The organism is Shinella lacus (assembly GCF_010994755.1).
GTDB lineage: Bacteria > Pseudomonadota > Alphaproteobacteria > Rhizobiales > Rhizobiaceae > Shinella > Shinella lacus.
On record NZ_WHSB02000005.1, the window covers coordinates 1 to 19892 of the forward strand.

At 64.1% G+C, this 19892-nt stretch carries 21 protein-coding genes and 1 tRNA gene; 11 read left to right on the plus strand and 11 right to left on the minus strand.

Features of this window, described 5'->3' with window-relative positions; translation table 11 throughout:
• Positions 1-45: 45 nt before the first annotated feature.
• Both GB927_RS14420 and GB927_RS14425 read right to left on the minus strand, forming a co-directional pair.
• The gene (locus GB927_RS14420) at positions 46-1077 is read right to left on the minus strand and encodes a hydroxyacid dehydrogenase (RefSeq protein ID WP_256117793.1); all 1032 of its coding nucleotides are present in this window, start codon (positions 1075-1077) and stop codon (positions 46-48) included.
• A gap of 29 nt (positions 1078-1106) precedes the next feature.
• The gene (locus tag GB927_RS14425; protein WP_256117796.1) at positions 1107-1385 is read right to left on the minus strand and encodes a hypothetical protein; all 279 of its coding nucleotides are present in this window, start codon (positions 1383-1385) and stop codon (positions 1107-1109) included.
• A gap of 110 nt (positions 1386-1495) precedes the next feature.
• On the opposite strand from GB927_RS14425, the gene GB927_RS14430 reads away from it, so the two are divergent.
• From GB927_RS14430 to GB927_RS14440, 3 genes are read left to right on the plus strand one after another with little or no spacing between them, the layout of a single operon-like run.
• Entirely contained in the window at positions 1496-2122 is a 627-nt protein-coding gene (locus GB927_RS14430) for a ribonuclease D (protein WP_256117797.1), read from the plus strand.
• A gap of 8 nt (positions 2123-2130) precedes the next feature.
• Entirely contained in the window at positions 2131-2997 is an 867-nt protein-coding gene (locus tag GB927_RS14435; protein ID WP_439655496.1) for a DUF817 domain-containing protein, read from the plus strand.
• Between the two features lie 50 nt (positions 2998-3047).
• Positions 3048-4286: a hypothetical protein gene (locus GB927_RS14440; protein ID WP_256117799.1), complete on the plus strand. Its 1239-nt coding sequence runs from the start codon at positions 3048-3050 to the stop codon at positions 4284-4286.
• 3 nt (positions 4287-4289) lie between these two features.
• Here the strand turns inward: GB927_RS14440 and GB927_RS14445 are convergent, their stop codons facing one another.
• Together GB927_RS14445 and GB927_RS14450 are read right to left on the minus strand one after the other, a co-directional pair.
• Positions 4290-4625, minus strand: a complete 336-nt coding sequence (locus GB927_RS14445) for a DUF6665 family protein (RefSeq protein ID WP_256117800.1) — start codon at positions 4623-4625, stop codon at positions 4290-4292.
• A gap of 58 nt (positions 4626-4683) precedes the next feature.
• Positions 4684-6066: a nicotinate phosphoribosyltransferase gene (locus GB927_RS14450; RefSeq protein WP_256117802.1), complete on the minus strand. Its 1383-nt coding sequence runs from the start codon at positions 6064-6066 to the stop codon at positions 4684-4686.
• Positions 6067-6476: 410 nt separating this feature from the next.
• On the opposite strand from GB927_RS14450, the gene GB927_RS14455 reads away from it, so the two are divergent.
• Positions 6477-8051 (plus strand): hypothetical protein, encoded by a 1575-nt coding sequence (locus GB927_RS14455; protein WP_256117803.1) that lies wholly within the window; start codon positions 6477-6479, stop codon positions 8049-8051.
• A 59-nt stretch (positions 8052-8110) separates the two neighbouring features.
• Here GB927_RS14455 and rpsA read toward each other — a convergent pair whose 3' ends face one another.
• The 4 genes from rpsA to aroA form a co-directional block, all read right to left on the minus strand.
• A complete protein-coding gene (gene rpsA, locus GB927_RS14460) occupies positions 8111-9817 on the minus strand; it encodes a 30S ribosomal protein S1 (RefSeq protein ID WP_256117804.1) in 1707 nt (568 codons plus the stop codon).
• A 115-nt stretch (positions 9818-9932) separates the two neighbouring features.
• Complete coding sequence (gene cmk, locus GB927_RS14465; protein ID WP_256117805.1) at positions 9933-10562, minus strand: (d)CMP kinase; 630 nt, start codon at positions 10560-10562, stop codon at positions 9933-9935.
• Between the two features lie 124 nt (positions 10563-10686).
• A complete protein-coding gene (locus GB927_RS14470) occupies positions 10687-11298 on the minus strand; it encodes a hypothetical protein (protein ID WP_256117806.1) in 612 nt (203 codons plus the stop codon).
• Positions 11299-11369: 71 nt separating this feature from the next.
• On the minus strand, positions 11370-12725 hold the full coding sequence (gene aroA / locus GB927_RS14475) for a 3-phosphoshikimate 1-carboxyvinyltransferase (RefSeq protein ID WP_256117807.1): 1356 nt from the start codon (positions 12723-12725) through the stop codon (positions 11370-11372).
• Between the two features lie 258 nt (positions 12726-12983).
• Between aroA and GB927_RS14480 the strand changes: the two genes are divergently transcribed.
• Positions 12984-13370, plus strand: coding sequence for a TIGR02300 family protein (locus tag GB927_RS14480; protein ID WP_256117808.1), 387 nt, complete (start codon positions 12984-12986; stop codon positions 13368-13370).
• A gap of 146 nt (positions 13371-13516) precedes the next feature.
• A tRNA-Ala gene (locus GB927_RS14485) sits at positions 13517-13592 on the plus strand.
• Positions 13593-13632: 40 nt separating this feature from the next.
• On the opposite strand, the gene GB927_RS14490 is transcribed toward GB927_RS14485, so the two are convergent.
• The gene (locus GB927_RS14490; RefSeq protein ID WP_439615005.1) at positions 13633-13899 is read right to left on the minus strand and encodes a DUF2934 domain-containing protein; all 267 of its coding nucleotides are present in this window, start codon (positions 13897-13899) and stop codon (positions 13633-13635) included.
• Positions 13900-14071: 172 nt separating this feature from the next.
• Here GB927_RS14490 and GB927_RS14495 point away from each other — a divergent pair, with 172 nt between their 5' ends.
• Together GB927_RS14495 and GB927_RS14500 are read left to right on the plus strand one after the other, a co-directional pair.
• Entirely contained in the window at positions 14072-15247 is a 1176-nt protein-coding gene (locus tag GB927_RS14495) for a TMEM43 family protein (RefSeq protein ID WP_256117811.1), read from the plus strand.
• 35 nt (positions 15248-15282) lie between these two features.
• Entirely contained in the window at positions 15283-16074 is a 792-nt protein-coding gene (locus tag GB927_RS14500) for a YdcF family protein (RefSeq protein WP_256117812.1), read from the plus strand.
• Positions 16075-16077: 3 nt separating this feature from the next.
• Here GB927_RS14500 and GB927_RS14505 read toward each other — a convergent pair whose 3' ends face one another.
• Positions 16078-16551: a hypothetical protein gene (locus GB927_RS14505; RefSeq protein ID WP_256117813.1), complete on the minus strand. Its 474-nt coding sequence runs from the start codon at positions 16549-16551 to the stop codon at positions 16078-16080.
• 157 nt (positions 16552-16708) lie between these two features.
• Between GB927_RS14505 and GB927_RS14510 the strand changes: the two genes are divergently transcribed.
• On the plus strand, positions 16709-17344 hold the full coding sequence (locus GB927_RS14510; protein WP_256117814.1) for a trimeric intracellular cation channel family protein: 636 nt from the start codon (positions 16709-16711) through the stop codon (positions 17342-17344).
• A gap of 15 nt (positions 17345-17359) precedes the next feature.
• Here GB927_RS14510 and irrA read toward each other — a convergent pair whose 3' ends face one another.
• A complete protein-coding gene (gene irrA, locus GB927_RS14515; RefSeq protein ID WP_256117815.1) occupies positions 17360-17779 on the minus strand; it encodes an iron response transcriptional regulator IrrA in 420 nt (139 codons plus the stop codon).
• A gap of 315 nt (positions 17780-18094) precedes the next feature.
• Between irrA and fabA the strand changes: the two genes are divergently transcribed.
• Positions 18095-18610: a 3-hydroxyacyl-[acyl-carrier-protein] dehydratase FabA gene (gene fabA / locus GB927_RS14520; protein ID WP_256117816.1), complete on the plus strand. Its 516-nt coding sequence runs from the start codon at positions 18095-18097 to the stop codon at positions 18608-18610.
• Between the two features lie 54 nt (positions 18611-18664).
• Positions 18665-19888 (plus strand): beta-ketoacyl-ACP synthase I, encoded by a 1224-nt coding sequence (gene fabB, locus GB927_RS14525; protein WP_256117817.1) that lies wholly within the window; start codon positions 18665-18667, stop codon positions 19886-19888.
• The last annotated feature ends 4 nt before the right edge of the window (positions 19889-19892 follow it).

Consider the following 19892-nt stretch of genomic DNA (forward strand, 5'->3'; position numbering starts at 1 on the left):
AGAATCGAAAAGGCCGTGGTGGGAAACCACCACGGCCTTTTCGTTTCAGTTGACGCTGACCGGCTTCGAGCGCATGCGCGACACCGTCTCGCGCTCGGCGCGCTTGCAGCGCATCGGCGGCAGGCCGCGGTCCATCAGCGCCATATCCTCCAGCACCATGTCGCCCATCTTCTTGAAGGCGCTGTCGAGCGCGCCGGCGCGATGCGCCGAGCGTACGAAACCGGCAAGCGTTCGCACCGGATGGTCGAGCGGCAGTGGTTCCTCCGGATAGACGTCACTTGCCGCAACGATATGGCCGGATGCGACGGCCGCCATCAGTGCCGGGAAATCGACCACGTCGGCGCGGCTGAGCAGGATGAAACCCGCGCCCTTGCGCATGGAGGCAAAGGCCTCGGCGCCGAGAAAACCCTTGTTCTCGCTCGTCACCGAGGCGACGACGAAGACGAAATCGCTCATCGCCAGCACTTCGGAAAGCGACGCCGGCTCGACGCCCGCCTCGCGCAGCATCGACGGCGGCAGCCAGGGATCGAACACGCGGATTTTCGCCCGGAAGCCGGAAAGCACGCGGTTCAGCGCCCGGCCGAGATCGCCGAAACCGACGATGCCGATTTCGGAGCCGGAGAGAAGACGGGCGGACTGGTTGCCCTCGCCGCCCCAGAGCTCTTTGCCCTCGCGGAAGGCGACGTCCGCATCGATCACCCCGCGCGCGAGGTTCAAGGCCATGGCGAGGCCGAGTTCCGCGACCGGCTCGGCAAAGACCTGCCCCGTCGTCACAACGTGGATGCCGCGCGAAAACAGGATTTCGTAGGGCATGTTGTTGAGGAGATTGCTCTCGACATTGAGAATGGCGCGCAGTTTCGGCATGCGCGCCAGCGTCTCGGCGGAGAGCGGTGGCTGGCCGAGGATGTAGCGCGCCTCGCCGAGCACATCGTCGGAAAGCCCGCCGATGTTTTCCGGATCGGCCTCGACGATGTGGTAGGTCCTGCGCAGTTCGGCCTCGGCCTCCCGCGTGAAGATCAAGTCCAGCGAGCGCGGCTCGGGCGCGCTGATCACCAGCGGCAGGGGGGCATCGGTCATGGCTGCTCCGGAGAATGGATGGGGGAATGTTACCAGTCGAGGCCGCGCAGGTTGCGCTCGCGCGACAGCGGCATGCCGCTGCCCGTCGTGGTCACGCCGCTGCGCGTGCAGTCATAGACCGTGCGGCCCCAATGCTGCTGCGTGCTGTTTTCCGGCGGCGGAATGTAGCGCGGCGTGCAGTCCACCCGCTCCTCGGCTTCATGCTCCTGTGTCGTCACGACACCCGGCAGATCATGAAAAACCTGCGCCTGCGTGGCGGCCGGGGCAAACAGGAGGGGCAGGGCGACAAGGGCCAATCGTATCTTCATCGTCTCTTCCGGCCGGCGGCCGGTCCTTCGTCTTCCACAAAGAAGTACCGCGAGCCGGAAACATGCGCTATAGGCCTCACGATAATCGTGCAGCTTAGATGGGGTTTTTCATGGCAAGTGCAATCCGCTATCACGAAGGCGACATTTCCGCGGCGGATGCGGCCCGCTATACCGGCGCCATCGCCATCGACACCGAGACGCTCGGCCTCATCCCGCGGCGCGACCGGCTCTGCGTGGTGCAGCTTTCGCCGGGCGACGGCACGGCGGATGTCATCCGCATCGCCGCCGGCCAGAAGGAGGCGCCGAACCTGACGGCCATGCTGGAAGACCCGGCCCGCCAGAAGATTTTCCACTACGGCCGCTTCGATATCGCCGTGCTGTTCCACACCTTCGGTGTCACCACCACGCCGGTGTTCTGCACCAAGATCGCCTCGCGGCTGACGCGCACCTATACCGACCGGCATGGCCTGAAGGACAATCTCAAGGAAATGCTCGAGGTCGACATTTCCAAGCACCAGCAGTCCTCCGACTGGGCGGCCGAAACGCTCTCGCCGGCGCAGCTCGAATATGCCGCCTCCGACGTGCTGCACCTGCATGCGCTGCGCGACAAGCTGAATGCGCGCCTCGTGCGCGACGGCCGACTGGCCCATGCGGAAGCCTGTTTCGCCTTCCTGCCGACCCGCGCCAAGCTCGACCTCATCGGCTGGGAAGAGACCGACATTTTTGCGCATAGCTGAGCCTTTTCGTGCAGGAGCAGCACCAGACCGGGCCGACGCTGGAGCCGCTGCGCCGCGTGATCCGCGGCCGGCTGGCGGCGTTGCCGCCGGGGCTTGCAGAATTCGTGCTGTTCGGGCTGAAGCAGGCCTGGGCCTGCCTGTTCGGCGGGCTGATGCTCGGCCTGATCATCCTGACGAAACTCGTCTGGCAGCCGGACTGGCCGATCCATCGCTACGACGCGCTTTTCGTGATGGCGCTCGCCATCCAGATCACCTTCCTCAAGCTCAAGATGGAGAGCTTCGAGGAAGCGAAGGTCATCCTGATCTATCACCTCGTCGGCACGGCCATGGAGATCTTCAAGGTCCATATGGGCTCGTGGGTGTATCCGGAGGAGGCGCTCATCCGCATCGGCGGCGTGCCGCTGTTTTCCGGCTTCATGTATGCCTCGGTCGGCAGCTACATGGCGCGCGCCATCCGCATCTTCGACATGCGCTTCACCCACTATCCGCCCTTCTGGGCGACGGCGCTCCTGGCGATCGCCATCTACGTCAATTTCTACATGCACCATTTTTTCATCGACATCCGCATGGTGCTCTTTGCGGCGACCGTGCTGCTGTTCTGGCGGGTGCGCATCTACTATACGGTCGAGCAGAAACCGCGCTGGATGCCGCTCGTGCTCGCGGCTTTCTTCACCAGCATTTTTCTCTGGATCGCCGAAAACATCGGCACGGCGACGGGCGTCTGGCTCTACCCGGGCCAGAAGATCTGGCACATGGTGCCCTTCACCAAGCTCGGCTCGTGGTATCTGCTGCTCTATGTCAGCTTCGTGCTGGTCACGGTCGTCTGCCGGCCGCAGCCGCCGGATACCCCCGAAATCCGACGGGCACAGGCTTAACGTTCGGTTAATCGCCTGCGGACTATCCTCCGGCAAGACTGGAGGTTGCCATGTTGACACCCCTGCAAAGCGCGCAGTCCACCGCCGCCGTCTCGGCGATGCAGTCGATCGTCGAGACGATCGAGGATAGGCGCCGCGAGGAAGCGGAAAAGACCAGCGGGCGCAAGACCGATGACGTCCTGCAGCCGGCGGCCCTGCGTTCGGATGACACCGCGCGGCAGGCGAATGCCCGCATCAACGAACATTTCTTCGGCAGCAACGGCCGCGGCGAGGATACGCTTGCCAAGCTGATCTCCCGCTTCAGCGACGCGCTCGGCGTCACACAGCAGGAGGGCGAAACGCCCCGCGCCTTCGCGCAACGCCTTTCCGACATGCTGACGCTCGTTGACGGCATCGCGCTGCCGGCGAAGGGCAGCACGCTCAACGTGACACTCGGCGGGCTCGGCACGACGCTGACCGCCGTCAAGCAGGCGATGGCCGGCCCCTCGGACGACCAGACTGCCAACCTCGTCGCCCGCCTCGCCTTCGCCTCCGGCGTGGAGCAGGGCGAGGAGGAAGCCGACGCCGATTTCGAAAAACGCCTTTCCACCATGCTGACGCGCCTGCGCGGCGAATTGCCGACGGACGTGGCGACGCTGGAAAGCAAATCCGGCCTTTCCGACCTCGGCCTCAAGGCCACGGATCTCGTCGCGGCGATCCGCAGCCCCTATGGCGCGGAAGCGGAGCGCGTGAAGGAAGCGCTCGCCGAGAAGGCGCGCGACGAAAAGGCGCTGACGCCCGAGATGCGCAAGGTGCTCGCCCGTCTGGAAGACGCGGCCGACCCGAAGAGCATCGAGGAACTCAAGCTCGACCGCACGAAGCGCGACCCGACCCGTGTCGAGGATGCCGAGACCCGCGCCGAGCGCGAGGAAACCATCCAATCGCTGGAAGCCGGCGAGAAGCTTGAAGACGTGCAGAAGCTGCAGGACGCCGTCGGCCGCGCCCATGAGGATGCGACGAAGGACAAGACGGACGGCAAGGCGGCGGACGACCCGGCCAAGGCCGCGGTCGACACGATCCAGCTGCTCGCCGCCGGTGCCGCGGCGACGGCACTTGCCGAGAAGACGCCGGCGACATCCGACAAGGCTCCGACCGACGCCAAGGACATCACGGCGGAAACCGTTCGTGATCTCGATGCCGCCAGCGTGCGCGAGCAGGAGGAACGGGAAGAGGCCAAGAAGGAAATCTTCACGCTGCGCGTCGACGACAACGGCATCTACGACCTCATCACCCGCCAGCTCGTGGCCTGACGATCAGGGCTTGCGCCGCACGATGCCGAGCCGGGCGATGACTTCCGGCGGAATGGCGTAGCGTCGGACCGCATCCTTCTGGCTGCGCAGGCCGCACATTTCCCGCTGGATGAAGAAGGCCCAGACTTTGTCTGCCGCGTCGTTCAGGAGGTCCTCGCGTTCCAGCTCGGTGCAGCCGGCGGCGAGGCGCTCGGCGAGCAGCGCCAGTGCCTTCTCGACCTTCAGCCCGTGCCGGCCGAGCGCGTCCGCCCGTTCCGACATCAGCTCGTATTCCAGGATGTTCAGCCCCGTATCCTTGGTGAAGGAGGGGGCGAGCGCCTGCGGCGGGCGTACCGTCATCTCTCGTCTCCAGTCATCGAAGCCAAGATGGAGCGGCGGACGCCCGTCTGCAAGGGGATCAGGCGGCGCGGGCGCGTACCTCGTCGAAGGTCCAGTCGCGCAAAAGCTTGCCGTCACGCCAGACCGGCTGGAGCAGGTTTTCGCGGCCGACCAGCTGGTCGATGCGCGCGGCTTCCAACCCGCCGACGCCCGTAACCACCGCCTGCCGACCGGCCTTCGAGGCTTTCAGGTTCATCGTCGCCGGGCGCTTGTAGACGTCGTGCCAGGCGCCGGCCGTATCCTGCCGGGCATTGGCCTTCATGGCGAAGGAATAGGTGTCGCGGTTGACCTTCTGCAACAGCCCCGCGCCCATGCCGAAGGCGATGTTTTCCGCGGAGAAGCCGAAGGCCTCCAGGCGGCCGAGGATGAGGCCGATATCGGCGGGTGAAATGCCGTCGCCCTGGATGACGCGCACGCTGTCGTCGAGCACCTTGTAGCCCTTGGCATTCAGGTGCGTGCCGAAGGCATAGGCGAGCTGGCGCACGACCTGCACCGGTGTCTCCACCGGATCGCCGCTGTCGGGCCGCACGACCAGCGTGCCACCCGCCGTCTGCACCCGCTCCTTCAGTTGCTTGCCCCAGATTTCCGCGACGGCATTGTTGATGTCGTAGCTGTCGGAGACGACGGCATAGAGGCCCTTCGCCCCGAACTTGTCGATCATGTTGCCATAGGCTTCCGCCTCATGCTCCTGGCCCCAGGACGTCATGGTCGAGTGTTCGGAGGCCGGGATCGAGAAGCCTGCCATGTCCGCGCCGTAGTAGCGGCGGGCAAAGAGCACCGCGCTCACCGTATCCGTGCCCATGAAATTGACGAGATGCGCCGCACCGCCGATGCCCGCCTGCTCGAAGCTCGTCGTGCCGCGCGCGCCAAAATCGTGCAGGCGGAAGGGGAGGACGGCGGCCGGGTCGTCGCAGGTCTTTTCCAAGAGGGGCTGGATGATCTGCTTCACCTTGCGCGAATTGGAGGCGACCGTGCTCGGATACCAGATGGCGCGCAGAAGAGAGGTCTCGATATAGGAGGTCAGCCAGTAGCAGGCCGGATCGGTGTTCACCACCTGCACGACCGGCACGCCGCGGCGCACCATGGTTCCCTCCGGCAGCGCCTCGATCAGCAATGGCAGGAAGCCGCCGTGCTTGTTGACGATATGCGCCCAGCCCTCGCGATTGAACGGCAGGCCATGCGCCGTCACGATGCCCTCGGCCTCCTCGATATCCTCGCGCGTGACCGGCTTCGACAGATAATCCTTGAGGAACATCTGGAGGCCGAAGAACAGCACTTCCGGCTGCTCGGAATGGCCGCGGGCCTCGACATAGGAGGAAATCGCGCGCGTTTCCGGCGGATATTGCAGGTAGTGGCTGAACTTGTAGCTGTCGGTGTTGAGGATGGGATTGGTGAGGTTCATCGAGGGGGTCTCCGCCGCATCCGCGGCCCGCAAAACACCGGCGGCCAACAGTGCCGAGAAGATTTACGCGAGCTGAGCATAAGGGGCAAGGCCCGTTTCGCGCGACAATTCGGGATGAACAATGCTGCATGCGCGAAGCGTTTCTGCACGCGTTAGCAATTCGTTAACCATAAAATGCCAATTCTAATGGATAGGAAGTTGTTCGGAATAGCGGGCTCACCCGTCCGGCACAGTTGCAGCGGTTCAGTGCTTCGCCGGGTTACCCGTCGCCTCCGCAGAAATGCCCGGTTCGTCCGGGCCGAAGATCATCACCTCGCAGCGTCGCGCATGATGCGCCATCCGACGAACGATGGAACATTGGCAGGCTTTGCGATGCGGATAGCATCGGCCGGGAAGAACAGGAGGCGGGCATGCTGCCACGAGTGGCACCTACGACCGGGGCACTACAGCCCTCCCCCGCCCTTCAGGCCGGCACCCCCGTCGAGGCCGCCGTCAAGCCGCAGCTTTCCGCCGCCGCCCTCGCCAACCTCCGCGCCGAGGTGCTGTTGCGCCTCATCGAGACCATGCTCAAGCACATGCCGCGCACGAGCGAGCCGAGCCCGAGCCGCGACCTGCTCGAAACGCTGCTTGCCGCGCTGAAGACCCTGCCCGGCCGGGAGGGCGAAGGCGGGCGCAAGCTTGCCGACATCCTCGCCAAGCTGCCGCCGGAACTTCGCCCCGCCGTGGAAAAACTGATCGGCACCGTGCTTTCCGCCATGCCGACGCGCAGCCTCGTCGAGGTGGTGCGCAACCCGAACGGGCCGGAAGCGCAAAAGCTCGCCATCCTGCTGACGGCAAGCCTCGATGCCGACGATCTTCCCGCCGCCGGCGCGGAACGCCAGCAGAAGCCGCTCGGTCTCACCGCCCAGCAGCTCGCCGCCGTCGGCCGCCATGGTCCGCAGCAGACCGCTCAGGCAACGCAGATCGCCGGCGATGCGCGCGCCCTCCAGACCGTGCTGAAGCGCATCTTCGATCTCGACAGCGGCAGCAAGCCGCGGACCGTGAGCACGGCGCGCGCGGTGGAGACGGAGCTGGCCCGCCCCGCCGCCCTCGCCGGCACGAACCGCCTGCCGGTTCAAGCAAATATAACAGTGCGGACGGAGCTGCCCGTGCCGGCTCCCATCGCCAAGGTCGCCGACCGACCGCCGGTGGAAGCAACCGAGGCCGTGACCCGCGACAACGTCGATACGGAAGAAACGCAGAAAGCGGCCCCGGCCGTGAAGCGGGACGAGATGCCCGCCAAGGCGCAGACCGCCAATGCCACGGGCCAGGCGCTCGCCCGCAGCGTGCTGCAAGCCGTGGCACGCGACCTGCCGCAGGCACTCGTGATGCAGGCCGTCGCCCATCTCGTCGAAAACCTCTCGCCGGAAGAGGCGAAGTTCCTGCAAGCGCTGCTGGAACAGCCCATCGATCCGCCGGCGGAGCAGAACCAGAATCCCCTCAGCACCGAACTGCCGGAACAGGCCGCAGAACAGGCAGTGGAGGCCGAAACGGTCGCCGATGGCGGCAAGGTGCGCGCCGAGACCGCACAATCGACCCCGGCCCTGCCGCGTCAGACGGCCGAGCTGGACGACGCCCTGCCGCTGCCGCAGGCCCGAGAAACCGTCCGGGCCGCCGTCGCGGCCGACACGACACCCGAGAGACTGCTTGCGGCAACGGTCTTGCCGCGCGAGGGCGTGCCGCTCGCCTTCGTGCCCTACCTGCCGGCGGAAGAGGACCTTGAATGGTTCGAAACCCGCGACACGGAGAAGGATGAGGATCAGGCGGAGGGTGAAGGCGAAGGGGACGGCGAGGATGCGGAGCCCGATGCCTCGGGCGACGAACCGGAAGAGGTCACCCCGGAAACCACCGAGATGGTGCGCCGGCGCGAGAAGACGGCGGAGATGGTCGGCGTCATCGAGCCGGGCCTCGTCTTCTACCAGAAGCTCGGCGACTACTGGACCTGAACAAAAAAGCCCGCGGAGATCGCTCTCCGCGGGCTTCTTATTTTTCAAGCAAGCAAGGCTTACTCGGCGTTGTTGCGGTTCTTCAGAGCCGCGCCGAGGATGTCGCCGAGCGACGCGCCGCTGTCGGACGAACCGAACTGCGCGACGGCTTCCTTCTCTTCGGCGATTTCGAGCGCCTTGATCGAAAGCTGGATCTTGCGATCCTTCTTCGAGAAGTTCAGCACGCGGGCGTCGACGGTCTGGCCGACCGAGAAACGCTCCGGACGCTGTTCGTCACGGTCACGTGACAGATCGTTGCGGCGGATGAACGAGGTGAGGTCTTCGTGGTTGACGAGACGCACTTCGATGCCGCCATCGTTGATCGCGATGACTTCAGCCGAAACGACAGCGTTCTTGCGCAGGTCGCCGGACGCAGCGGCGTCGCCGACCGAGTCCTTGCCGAGCTGCTTGATGCCGAGCGAGATGCGCTCCTTGTCGACGTCCACATCCAGAACGACAGCCTTGACGACGTCGCCCTTGTTGAACTCCTCGATGACCTGCTCGCCCGGACGGTTCCAGTCGAGGTCGGAGAGGTGCACCATGCCGTCCACGTCGCCGTCGAGGCCGATGAACAGGCCGAATTCGGTCTTGTTCTTGACTTCGCCTTCGACTTCCGTGCCAGCCGGGTGGCTGTGCGCGAAGGCCTGCCACGGGTTCTCGAGGGTCTGCTTGAGACCGAGCGAGATGCGGCGCTTCGTCGGGTCGACTTCGAGAACGACCACGTCGACTTCCTGGCTCGTGGACAGGATCTTGCCGGGGTGAACGTTCTTCTTGGTCCAGGACATTTCGGAGATGTGGATCAGGCCTTCGATGCCCGGCTCCAGCTCAACGAACGCACCGTAGTCGGTGATGTTCGTGACCGTACCGGAGATCTTCTTGCCGGTCGGGTACTTGGTGCCGATGCCATCCCACGGATCCGACTCGAGCTGCTTCATGCCGAGCGAGATGCGGTGGGTTTCCTGGTTGATGCGGATGATCTGAACCTTGACCTGCTGGCCAATGGACAGGATTTCCGACGGATGGTTGACGCGGCGCCAGGCCATGTCGGTGACGTGCAGCAGGCCATCGATGCCGCCGAGGTCAACGAACGCACCGTAATCGGTGATGTTCTTGACGACGCCGTCAACAACCTGGCCTTCTTCGAGGTTCTGAACGATTTCAGAACGCTGCTCGGCGCGCGATTCTTCGAGAACCGTACGGCGCGAAACGACGATGTTGCCGCGACGCTTGTCCATCTTGAGGATTTCGAAGGGCTGCGGGTTGTGCATGAGCGGCGTGACGTCGCGGATCGGACGGATGTCGACCTGCGAACGCGGCAGGAAGGCAACGGCGCCGTCGAGATCGACGGTGAAGCCACCCTTGACCTGGTTGAAGATCACGCCTTCGACGCGCTCGCCGGCTTCGAACTTGACTTCGAGCTTGGCCCAGCTCTCTTCGCGGCGAGCCTTTTCGCGCGAAAGAACAGCTTCGCCCAGCGCGTTTTCGATGCGCTCGACATAGACTTCGACTTCGTCGCCGACCTTCAGCGTGCCGTCCTTGGACTTGGCACCGAATTCCTTCAGCGGTACGCGACCTTCGACCTTGAGGCCGACGTCGACGATGGCGACGTCCTTCTCGATGGCCGTAACGATGCCCTTGGCGACATAGCCTTCGGCCAGATCGTTAGACGCAAAGGATTCCTGCAGAAGGGCTGCGAAATCTTCGCGCGTGGGGTTTGCTTGAGACATGAAAACTCCTGGTGTGCCACTCGGGCACGGGCGCCGGGGGTTAGCGTTGATGATAAACGGAGCTTTGTCCGCTGCCTCGGGAGGCAGCAAATCCGGCGCGGGGACAGGCTTCGTTCTAGTGCTTCAGAGCGGCGTCGATGATCGATTTAGCCGCCGAAAACGCCGCCTCTATACTCATTTCCGAGGTATCAAGCAAGTGCGCATCGTCGGCGGGGCGAAGCGGGCTGTCGGCGCGGCCCATGTCGCGCTCGTCGCGGCGGCGGATATCGTCGAGGATCGTCTCGAAATCAGCCACCCCGCCGCCCGCCACGATCTCGTCCAGCCGGCGCGTCGCGCGCACTTCCGGCGAGGCCGTGACATAGAGTTTCACCGCCGCATCGGGGCAGACCACGGTGCCGATATCGCGTCCATCGAGCACCGTGCCGGGCTCGCGCGCCGCAAAACCGCGCTGCGCCTCGACCAGCGCCCGGCGCACCGAGGGCATCACGGCGATCTTCGACGCCGCCTCGCCGATGTCATGGGCGGACAGCACCGTGCGGTCGAGCCCGCCGAGATCGAGATTGCGCGCCACGCCGGCCGCCACCGCCTCGTCGTCGAGCGGCAGCCCGCGATCGATCAGCGCCTTCGCCGTCGCGCGATAGGTCAGGCCCGTATCGAGGTGATGAAAGCCATAGTCCTCCGCAATGCGGCGCGACAGCGTGCCCTTGCCGGCAGCGGCGGGACCATCGATGGCAATCGTTTTCATAGAACACCCATGTGTCACATGTTTTTCATGAAGGGTGTTAGCGGAAGACGAGGGGCGATGCCAAGAGGCAAGACATTGTCCTGGAACTCATTGGCCATAGCTTTTTGCCCTCGACCTACAGAAGTCAACGCCGCTCGTGCTCAGCCGCCCTACGTGCGCGAAGCACGAGCAGTAGGCACAGACCATAGGTAGCCGACAGTGTGACAAGAATAGCAGGATGAATGTCCGGAGCTATTTGAGCTTTCCCTCGCACTTGCTCAACAAGAGCGAAAAGCGCTCCGAAAAACGTTATCCCCAGATACAGCAGCAATGCCCAGAACACCAACCGGGGCGCCCTAACAATGCTATTCCTCAGGATAATCCGAAGTGCCTTTATCTGAGATGGAACAGCCTCAAGGCGGTCTGCCGCAGAAACAGGAGCAGCATCGAGCATGGCGTTCGCGCGGGTCAAGAGGCGTTTCTCAGCTATTGTCGCCAACACCACCAGAACAGCCACGAAGATGACAAGCACAACCGACGAAACGATGCCGTGCCTGTATAAATGAAGCGAGAGCAACACCGAAAGTAAAATTCCGATGCCACTGATCACGCCGATCAGCCATCTCCGTAAGACCAGCCTTTCAACGGCCTGAAATTCGACTTCGCTCAGCACAACCGCCTTCGCCCGCAAATGCAGGCGATAAACTACGCGTCCGTCGTCAAGACGTCGCACGAGGCGGCCGGGAAATTTCGTCATGCTCTGTCTTTCGGCTTCGGTGAAACCTAGGCGGAAGCCATTAACGCTCCATTCCCGTCCAAGTCGAAAGTTTAATCGTTCACCTCGATCTTCGCCCCAAGCCCCGCCATCAGGTCCATGAACTCCGGGAAGCTCGTGGCGATCATCGTGGCGTCGTCCACGGTCACGGGATGTTCCGAAACGAGGCCCATGACGAGGAAGCTCATGGCGATGCGGTGGTCGAGATGCGTGGCGACGGCGGCACCCGCGGCATTGCCGAGGCCCTTGCCATCCGGGCGGCCGCGCACGACGAGCGAGGATTCGCCCTCGTCGCAGTCCACGCCGTTAAGCTTGAGGCCGATCGCGACGGCGGAGAGGCGGTCGCTTTCCTTGACGCGCAGCTCTTCGAGGCCGTTCATCACGGTCGTGCCCTCGGCAAAGGCAGCGGCGACGGCGAGCACCGGATATTCGTCGATCATCGACGGCGCGCGGTCTTCCGGCACTGTCACGCCCTTGAGCTCGGAGGAGCGTACGCGCAGGTCGGCCACGTCTTCGCCGCCGGCAAGACGCGCGTTCAGCACGTCGATATTGGCGCCCATTTCCTGCAAGGTGAGGATCAGGCCGGTGCGGGTCGGGTTCATCAGCACGTTGAGGATCGTGATGTCCGAGCCCGGCACGAGCAGGGCCGCCACCAGCGGGAAGGCCGTCGAGGACGGATCGCCCGGCACGTCGATGACCTGGCCGGTGAGCTTGCCACGACCTTCAAGCCGGATCGTGCGTACGCCGTCCGCATCCGTCTCGACAGTCAGGTTGGCGCCAAAACCCTGCAGCATCTTTTCCGTATGGTCGCGCGTCATGATCGGCTCGATGACCGTCGTGATGCCCGGCGTGTTGAGGCCCGCGAGCAGCACCGCGGACTTCACCTGGGCGGAGGCCATCGGCACGCGGTAGGTGATCGGCGTCGGGGTCTTCGGGCCATGCAGCGTCACGGGCAGGCGGTCGCCGTCGACGGATGTCACCTGCACACCCATTTCGCGCAGCGGATTGAGCACGCGACCCATCGGGCGCTTGGTCAGCGAAGCATCGCCGATGAAGGTGGACGAGAAATCGTATACCCCGACGAGGCCCATGGTCAGGCGGCAGCCGGTGCCGGCATTGCCGAAATCGAGCGGCGCTTCCGGCGCGAGAAGCGCGCCGTTGCCGAGGCCGTTGATGATCCAGGTGTCGCCGTCCTTGCGGATCTTGGCGCCCATGGCCTGCATGGCCTTGCCGGTGTTGATGACGTCCTCGCCTTCGAGCAGGCCGGTGATGCGCGTCTCGCCGCTGGCCAGGCCGCCGAACATGAAGGAGCGGTGGGAAATCGACTTGTCGCCGGGGATGCGGACGGTCCCGGAAAGGCCTGAGGATTTGCGGGCGGTTGCGGGCCGGCTGCTTGCGCCGTGCGACATGGGCGTCTTCCTTATATACATCCACCGCTCCCCGGAGAGGATCGCCCGGGGAGAACGCGGGCTTGCTATCACAAACGATTTAAAGCGTCATCATCCCGCCGGAAAACATTCGTCCGGGAGCGGCGGCCGTTTCCTCCCGAAGTTTGGCTTTGACAGGATTGCCCAAGACGACTATGGGGACCGGCTAATCATTCTACCGTTCAACGCGCCGGCAACCCGGCCCCGCCGGAAACATACGGCACAGAGAAGGCTTCGACTGTGGCAAAAGCGGAACTCGGAACCAAACGCATCGATCCGGAAACGGGCAGGAAGTTCTACGACCTGAACCGCGATCCGATCGTCTCCCCCTACACGGGCAAGTCCTACCCACTGTCCTATTTCGAGGAAACGGCTGCTGTCGCCGTTCTCGAAAAGGCTGAGGAAGAGGACGTCAACGAAGTCGATACGGAGAACACCGAAGTCGAACTCGTCTCGCTCGAGGATGCCGACGACGAAGCAGCGGCCGGCGACGACATCCCGGACCTGGGCGATGACGACGTCGAAATCGACGGCGACGAGGACGATACCTTCCTGGAACAGGAAGAAGACGACGATGACGACATGACCGGCCTGATCGGCGTCACCGGCGACGAAGACGAAGTTTAAGCTTTTGATTTTCCGGCCGGTTTCAAAAAAACCGGCCGGATCTCATTTTTCGGCTTGCCATCTCCGATCACCGGAAGTAATAAGCCGCACACCGAACGGACACACCGCTTCGGTTCCCGGAAAACCGGCCATGCCGGACCCGTTATGGGGCTATAGCTCAGCTGGGAGAGCGCTTGCATGGCATGCAAGAGGTCAGCGGTTCGATCCCGCTTAGCTCCACCAAACTTCCCTTGATCCATAAAAGACTGAAACCGCCAGCACCCTACGGCTGTTCGCGTGTGCCCGGCACCTCGCGCTGGTCGGCGTCTTCAAGGTCGGTCTTCACGACGAAGGCGTCCGTGTGCTGGCGGGCGGCTTCGCGTACTGCGGCGAGGTTGGGGACGTCGTCGCCCTCGATTTCGCCGTCGCCCTGGTCGATTTCGCGGGCCGCCTGAAACCAGTGATCGTCGGGCTTGCCGTCAGGCTGGCCTTCCTGCCGCCAGAGTTCGTGGGCGCGTTTGCGGATTTTTTCTTCGCGGTCGTCGGTCATGGAGTTGCTCCCTTCGCATTTCAGCAATGAACGAAGGGCGTGGCGGGATGTTCCGCGCCCTGCCCTTCGCCCCCGCTGAATTATGTGCCCGCTTGCGCAGGTAAGGAAGCGCGAATAAGCATGAGCTTTCGGGCGTCTCAGGGATTGGACGCACGCCTTGTCGGGGGACAACATGAGCTTTACGGAAACGACGACCACCTCTTGGTTCTCCAGGCTGAAGGGCGCGCTGATCAAGATCGTGGTCGGCTTCATCCTTCTCATCGCCTGCATCTGGCTGCTGTTCTGGAATGAAGGCCGGTCGGTGAAGACCTATCGCGCGCTCGTCGAGGGTGCTGGCCTCGTCGTTTCGGTCGACAATGGCAGCGTCGATCCGGCAAACGACGGAAAGCTCGTGCATATTTCCGGGCCGGTGAAGCCGGTGGGCGTGCCGGAGGACGACGTGCTCGGCATTTCGGCGGATGGCGCGGTCGGCGTCAACCGCATCGTCGAGATGTACCAGTGGATCGAGACCTCGAAGTCGGAGACGCGCAAGCAGCTCGGCGGCAGCGAGGAAACGGTCACCACCTATTCCTACCACAAGGAATGGAAGAGCAACGAAGTCAACTCCAACAACTTCCGCCAGTCGGGCCATGACAATCCGCAGAAGCCCATCGACGATGCGAGCTTCCCGGTGAAATCCGCCACGATCGGCGCCTTCAGCGTGGAGGGCCGCGCGGTCGCCCGCCTTGGCGACGAGCGCCCCGTGCCGCTGACCGCCATCGAGGCGAACCGGATGGGCGAGGCGGTGACGCTCGGCAAGCCGGTCTCGACGATCGCCGGCCAGGCCGTCTTCTCCTTCAACCCGGAGGACCCGCAGGTCGGCGATATCCGCATCCGCTTCGAGCGCTCGGACATTTCCGAGGCAAGCTTTATCGGCGCGCAGCGCGGCAGCGGGCTGACGCCCTACAAGACAACAAACGGGCGCGACCTCTTCCTGAGCGACGCCGGCCTTCTCGATGCGCCGGCCATGTTCGACGCGGCGCAGAGCGAGAACACGATCATCACCTGGCTGGTGCGGGTCGGCGGCCTCGTCGGCATCTTCGTCGGCTTCGCCTTCATCCTGTCGATCCTCGGCGTCATCGCCGACGTGGTGCCCTTCATCGGCTCCATCGTGCGCTTCGGCACGACGGCGATCGCCCTCATCTTCACCCTGCTGATCGGCCCGGCCGTCATCGCCATCGCCTGGATCGCCTATCGCCCGTTCGTTGCCATTGCGGTTTTCGCCGCCGGCATTGCGATCGCGGCCGGCATCCTCTATCTGCGGCGCGGCAAGGCGGCGGCGACAACGCCGGCTCTCGGGAGAGCGTGAACGCGCCCGCACGACGACAACAGGGCGGGTGACGCTTGACCTATTATGCCTCGAAGATCTTCTGGCTCGCGGCCCAGCCCCTGTCGCTTGCCCTTCTGCTGGTCGTGTTCGGCCTGCTGGCCGGGCTGATGCGCTGGAAGCGGCTGCGGACGACGGCAAATATTTTTGCTGCCCTCCTGCTCTTTGTCACGCTGTTCACCTCGACCGGCGCGGTGCTGCTGCAAACCCTGGAAGACCGCATCCCGCGGGCGGAGCTACCGGCCGGCGGACCGGGCTGCGTCATCATGCTCGGCGGTGGCATCGAGGCGGAAGTGATTGCGGCGCGTGGCGGCTTCGAGATGAACCAGGCCGGCGACCGCTTCATCGAGACGCTGCGGCTGGCGCGGGAGTTTCCCGCGGCACGCATCCTGATTTCCGGCGGCGATGGCTCGTTCAGCGGCAACTATGAGGGCGATGCGGCGGTGGCGACGCGCTTCTTCGAAGCCTTTGGGGTTCCTGCCGACCGGCTGATCCGCGAGACGGAATCACGCACCACCTTCGAGAATGTCGAGAACACCAAGGCACTATTGGCGGCAAACGGCCTCGGCCGCTGCCTGCTGGTGACCTCTGCCTTCCACATGCCGCGCTCGGTCGGCCTGTTCCGCAAGCTCGACATCGACGTGCTCCCCTGGCCAACAGATTTCCGCACGACGGGCCAGGCCGGACTTGCCTTCGATTTCAGCCAGCCCTCGACGAACAGCCAGCTGATGACGACGGCACTCAGGGAATGGACGGGCCTGCTCGCCTACTATCTCGCCGGCCGCACGCACGCGCTCTTCCCGCAATAGAAGCTATTTTTTCGAGATCGTGTCGAACTGGGCGCCGCGCACGCGGATCGTCATGATGCAATATTCGGAATCGTCGCGCCCGCAGCTTGCGGCATTGGCCTTCAGTTCCAGCACCATGTTGCCGTAGCGCTTCTTCAGCTCGTAGCCGTAGAGATCGGCATTGGCGGCGAGGAAATAGCCGCCCTCGGCCACCTGGATGTAGAATTCGTAGGGGCAGCCGACATTGCCGCACAGGCCGCCGGGCGTGCCGTCGCAATTGACCGCGCCGAGATTGACGATGGCGTCGGGAAGGCTGTCATTGTTGAAATCGATGGTTTCGGAAAAGTCCTCGCCGTAGATCGGCGTCTTGCAGCGCTTGGCGACTTCGGCCTGCGCCGTCGCGATGGCATCCGGCACGATTTCCGCCGCGCGGACCGGCAGGACGGTCGAAACGAGCGCTGCGCAGACAAGCGCCAGGATTCTGATGCGGATGGCCATCTCTCAAACCTTTCCATGGCAGGCGATTCGGTCATTATGCGGACAAGCCGGCGCGCTGCCTGATTCTGCCCGGGTACACGGGCGCGCACTCTAACGCGGCAAAGCTGTCGCGAGGCTTGGCCCGAGAACGGGCCTGTGATGGAAGGGGACAACAAGCGTGCCGATCCTGGAACTGCTCGACTATACCGGCGTGGCGGTCTTCGCCGCCACCGGCGCGCTTTCGGCCTCGCGCAAGCAGCTCGACATCATCGGCTTCCTGTTCCTTGCGGCCGCGACCGGCATCGGCGGCGGCACGTTCCGTGACGTGATCCTCGGCGCTACACCGGTCTTCTGGGTGGTGAACCCGACCTATCTCATCGTCTGCGTGGTGGTGGCGCTTGTCGTCTTCGTGCTCGCGCACCGCATCGAGTCGCGCTACCGCCTGCTGCTCTGGCTCGATGCGATGGGGGTCTCGGCCTATTGCGTCATGGGGGCCGCCAAGGGGCTTGCCGCAACCGGATCGCCGACGGTCGCGATCACCACCGGCGTGCTGACCGCAAGTTTCGGCGGCATCCTGCGGGACCTGCTGGCTGGCGAGCCTTCCGTGCTGCTGCGGCCGGAGGTCTACGTCACCGCGGCACTCATCGGCTCCGCGGCCTTCACGGCGGCGAGCGTCGCCGGCGTACCACTCTGGCTCGCCTCGGCAATCGGAATTGGCGCGGCCTTCATCGTGCGCGGCGGGGCGTTGCGGTTCGGCTGGCGGTTTCCGGTCTACAGGCCGCGGCCGGGGCGGCATCCGGATGACGTGATGTGAGGGCTTAGAGTGCTCTCAAGGCTTGCGCGGGCGCAGGCGGATGATCACATCAACGTGAGCGATCTCCATGCCTTCCGGCGGCTCCGGCAGGTTGCCGATCGCGATATTGCTCACCGGAATGTCGAGAACGTGGTTTTCGCCCTCGACGAAGAAATGGTGGTGGTCGGAGACATTCGTGTCGAAGTAGGTCTTCGAGCTTTCGACCGCGAGAACACGGATCAGGCCCGCCTCGGTGAACTGGTGCAGCGTGTTGTAGACGGTTGCGAGAGACACCGGAACGCCCGCAGTCACGGCTTCTTCGTGCAGTTCTTCCACCGTCAGGTGGCGATCGCCCTTGGCGAACAGCAGGTCGGCGAGAGCCACGCGCTGGCGCGTCGGGCGCAGGCCGGAATGGCGCAGGCGCTCTTCGATGGGCAACTCGTGTGCATGCGTCATGGGCGACGGATCCGCTTGTCTGGCCTTGAACAACAATCTTGATATTTCGATATAACTTTAGCGCCGCCGGGATTCAATAGGATTACGGCGCTTGAAAGGCGCGCAACAGGCGGAAAAACCGGGGCCTTTGCTTGCCCCGCCCGAATTTAGGCTGGCTGTCACCGCAAGCATCATGTATGCGGACTGCTGAATTAACGTATCGCCCGGCCAGGGCGCGACGATAAAAAGGGGTGGTCCGGGGTGCTTCAATTCGCGCCTTAGCTGCTCTAAATCTAAACGCAATAAGCGTCTACGCGACCGGGGATGAGACATTCGATGACGACCAGGCAATCCAGCTACAACTATGAGGAAATTCTGAGCTGCGGCCGCGGCGAGCTTTTCGGCCCCGGCAATGCCCAGCTTCCTCTGCCTCCCATGCTGATGGTCCATCGCATTACTGACATTTCCGAAACGGGCGGTGCCTTCGACAAGGGCTATATCCGCGCCGAATACGATGTGCGCCCCGACGACTGGTATTTCCCCTGCCACTTCCAGGGCAACCCGATCATGCCGGGCTGCCTCGGCCTCGACGGCATGTGGCAGCTCACCGGCTTCTTCCTCGGCTGGCTCGGCGAACCCGGCCGCGGCATGGCGCTCTCCACCGGCGAAGTGAAATTCAAGGGCATGATCCGCCCGACCACGAAGCTCCTGGAATACGGCATCGATTTCAAGCGCGTCATGCGCGGCCGCCTCGTGCTTGGCACGGCCGACGGCTGGCTGAAGGCCGACGGCGAGACTATCTATCAGGCATCCGACCTGCGCGTCGGCCTGTCCAAGGACAAGGAAGCCTGAGGCGGCGGCCTACGCCGCCTTCACCACGAGACGTTCTAGATAAAGGTCAGAAACATGAGACGGGTTGTTGTCACGGGTCTGGGGATCGTATCCTCCATCGGGAACAATGCTGACGAAGTAACGGCGTCGCTGCGCGATGCGCGCTCCGGCATCAGCTTTTCCCAGGATTTCGCCGACCACGGCTTCAAGTGCCAGGTCTGGGGTGCGCCGAACATCGACACGGCCGACCTCGTGGATCGCCGCGCGGCCCGCTTCCTGTCGCAGGGCGGCTCCTGGAACCATGTCGCCATGAAGCAGGCGATCGCCGATTCCGGCCTGGAAGAAGCCGATTACGCCGCCAACGAGCGCGCCGGCATCATCATGGGCTCGGGCGGCCCCTCCACCCGCACGCTGATCGAGGCGGCCGAGATCACGCTGAAGAACAACTCGCCCAAGCGCATCGGCCCGTTCGCCGTGCCGAAGGCGATGTCGTCCACGGCATCGGCGACGCTTGCCACCTGGTTCAAGATCCACGGCGTCAACTATTCCATCTCCTCGGCCTGCTCGACCTCGGCGCACTGCATCGGCAATGCCGCGGAAATGATCCAGTGGGGCAAGCAGGACATCATGTTCGCCGGCGGCCACGAGGACCTCGACTGGACCATGTCGAACCTCTTCGACGCCATGGGCGCCATGTCGTCCAAGTACAATGACACGCCTGCCACCGCCTCGCGCGCCTATGACGTCAGCCGCGACGGCTTCGTCATCGCCGGCGGCGCCGGCGTGCTGGTGCTGGAAGAATACGAGCGTGCCAAGGCCCGCGGCGCCAAGATCTATGCGGAAATCGTCGGCTACGGCGCGACCTCGGACGGCTACGACATGGTCGCTCCGTCGGGCGAAGGCGCGATCCGCTGCATGCGCCAGGCGCTTGCCACGGTGAAAGGCGACGTCGACTATATCAACACGCACGGCACCTCGACGCCCGTCGGCGATTCGAAGGAGATCGGCGCGATCCGCGAAGTCTTCGGCGACAAGATCCCGCACATCCAGTCGACCAAGTCGCTGACCGGCCATTCGCTGGGTGCAGCCGGCGTGCAGGAATCGATCTACGGCCTCCTGATGATGCAGGCCGGCTTCATCGGCGAGAGCGCGCATATCACCGAGCTCGACCCGGAATTCGACGGCGTGCCGATCGTGCGCAAGCGCATCGACAATGCCAAGATCGACACCGTTCTTTCCAATTCCTTCGGCTTCGGCGGCACGAACGCCACGCTGGTCTTCCAGCGCCACAACGGATGACCAG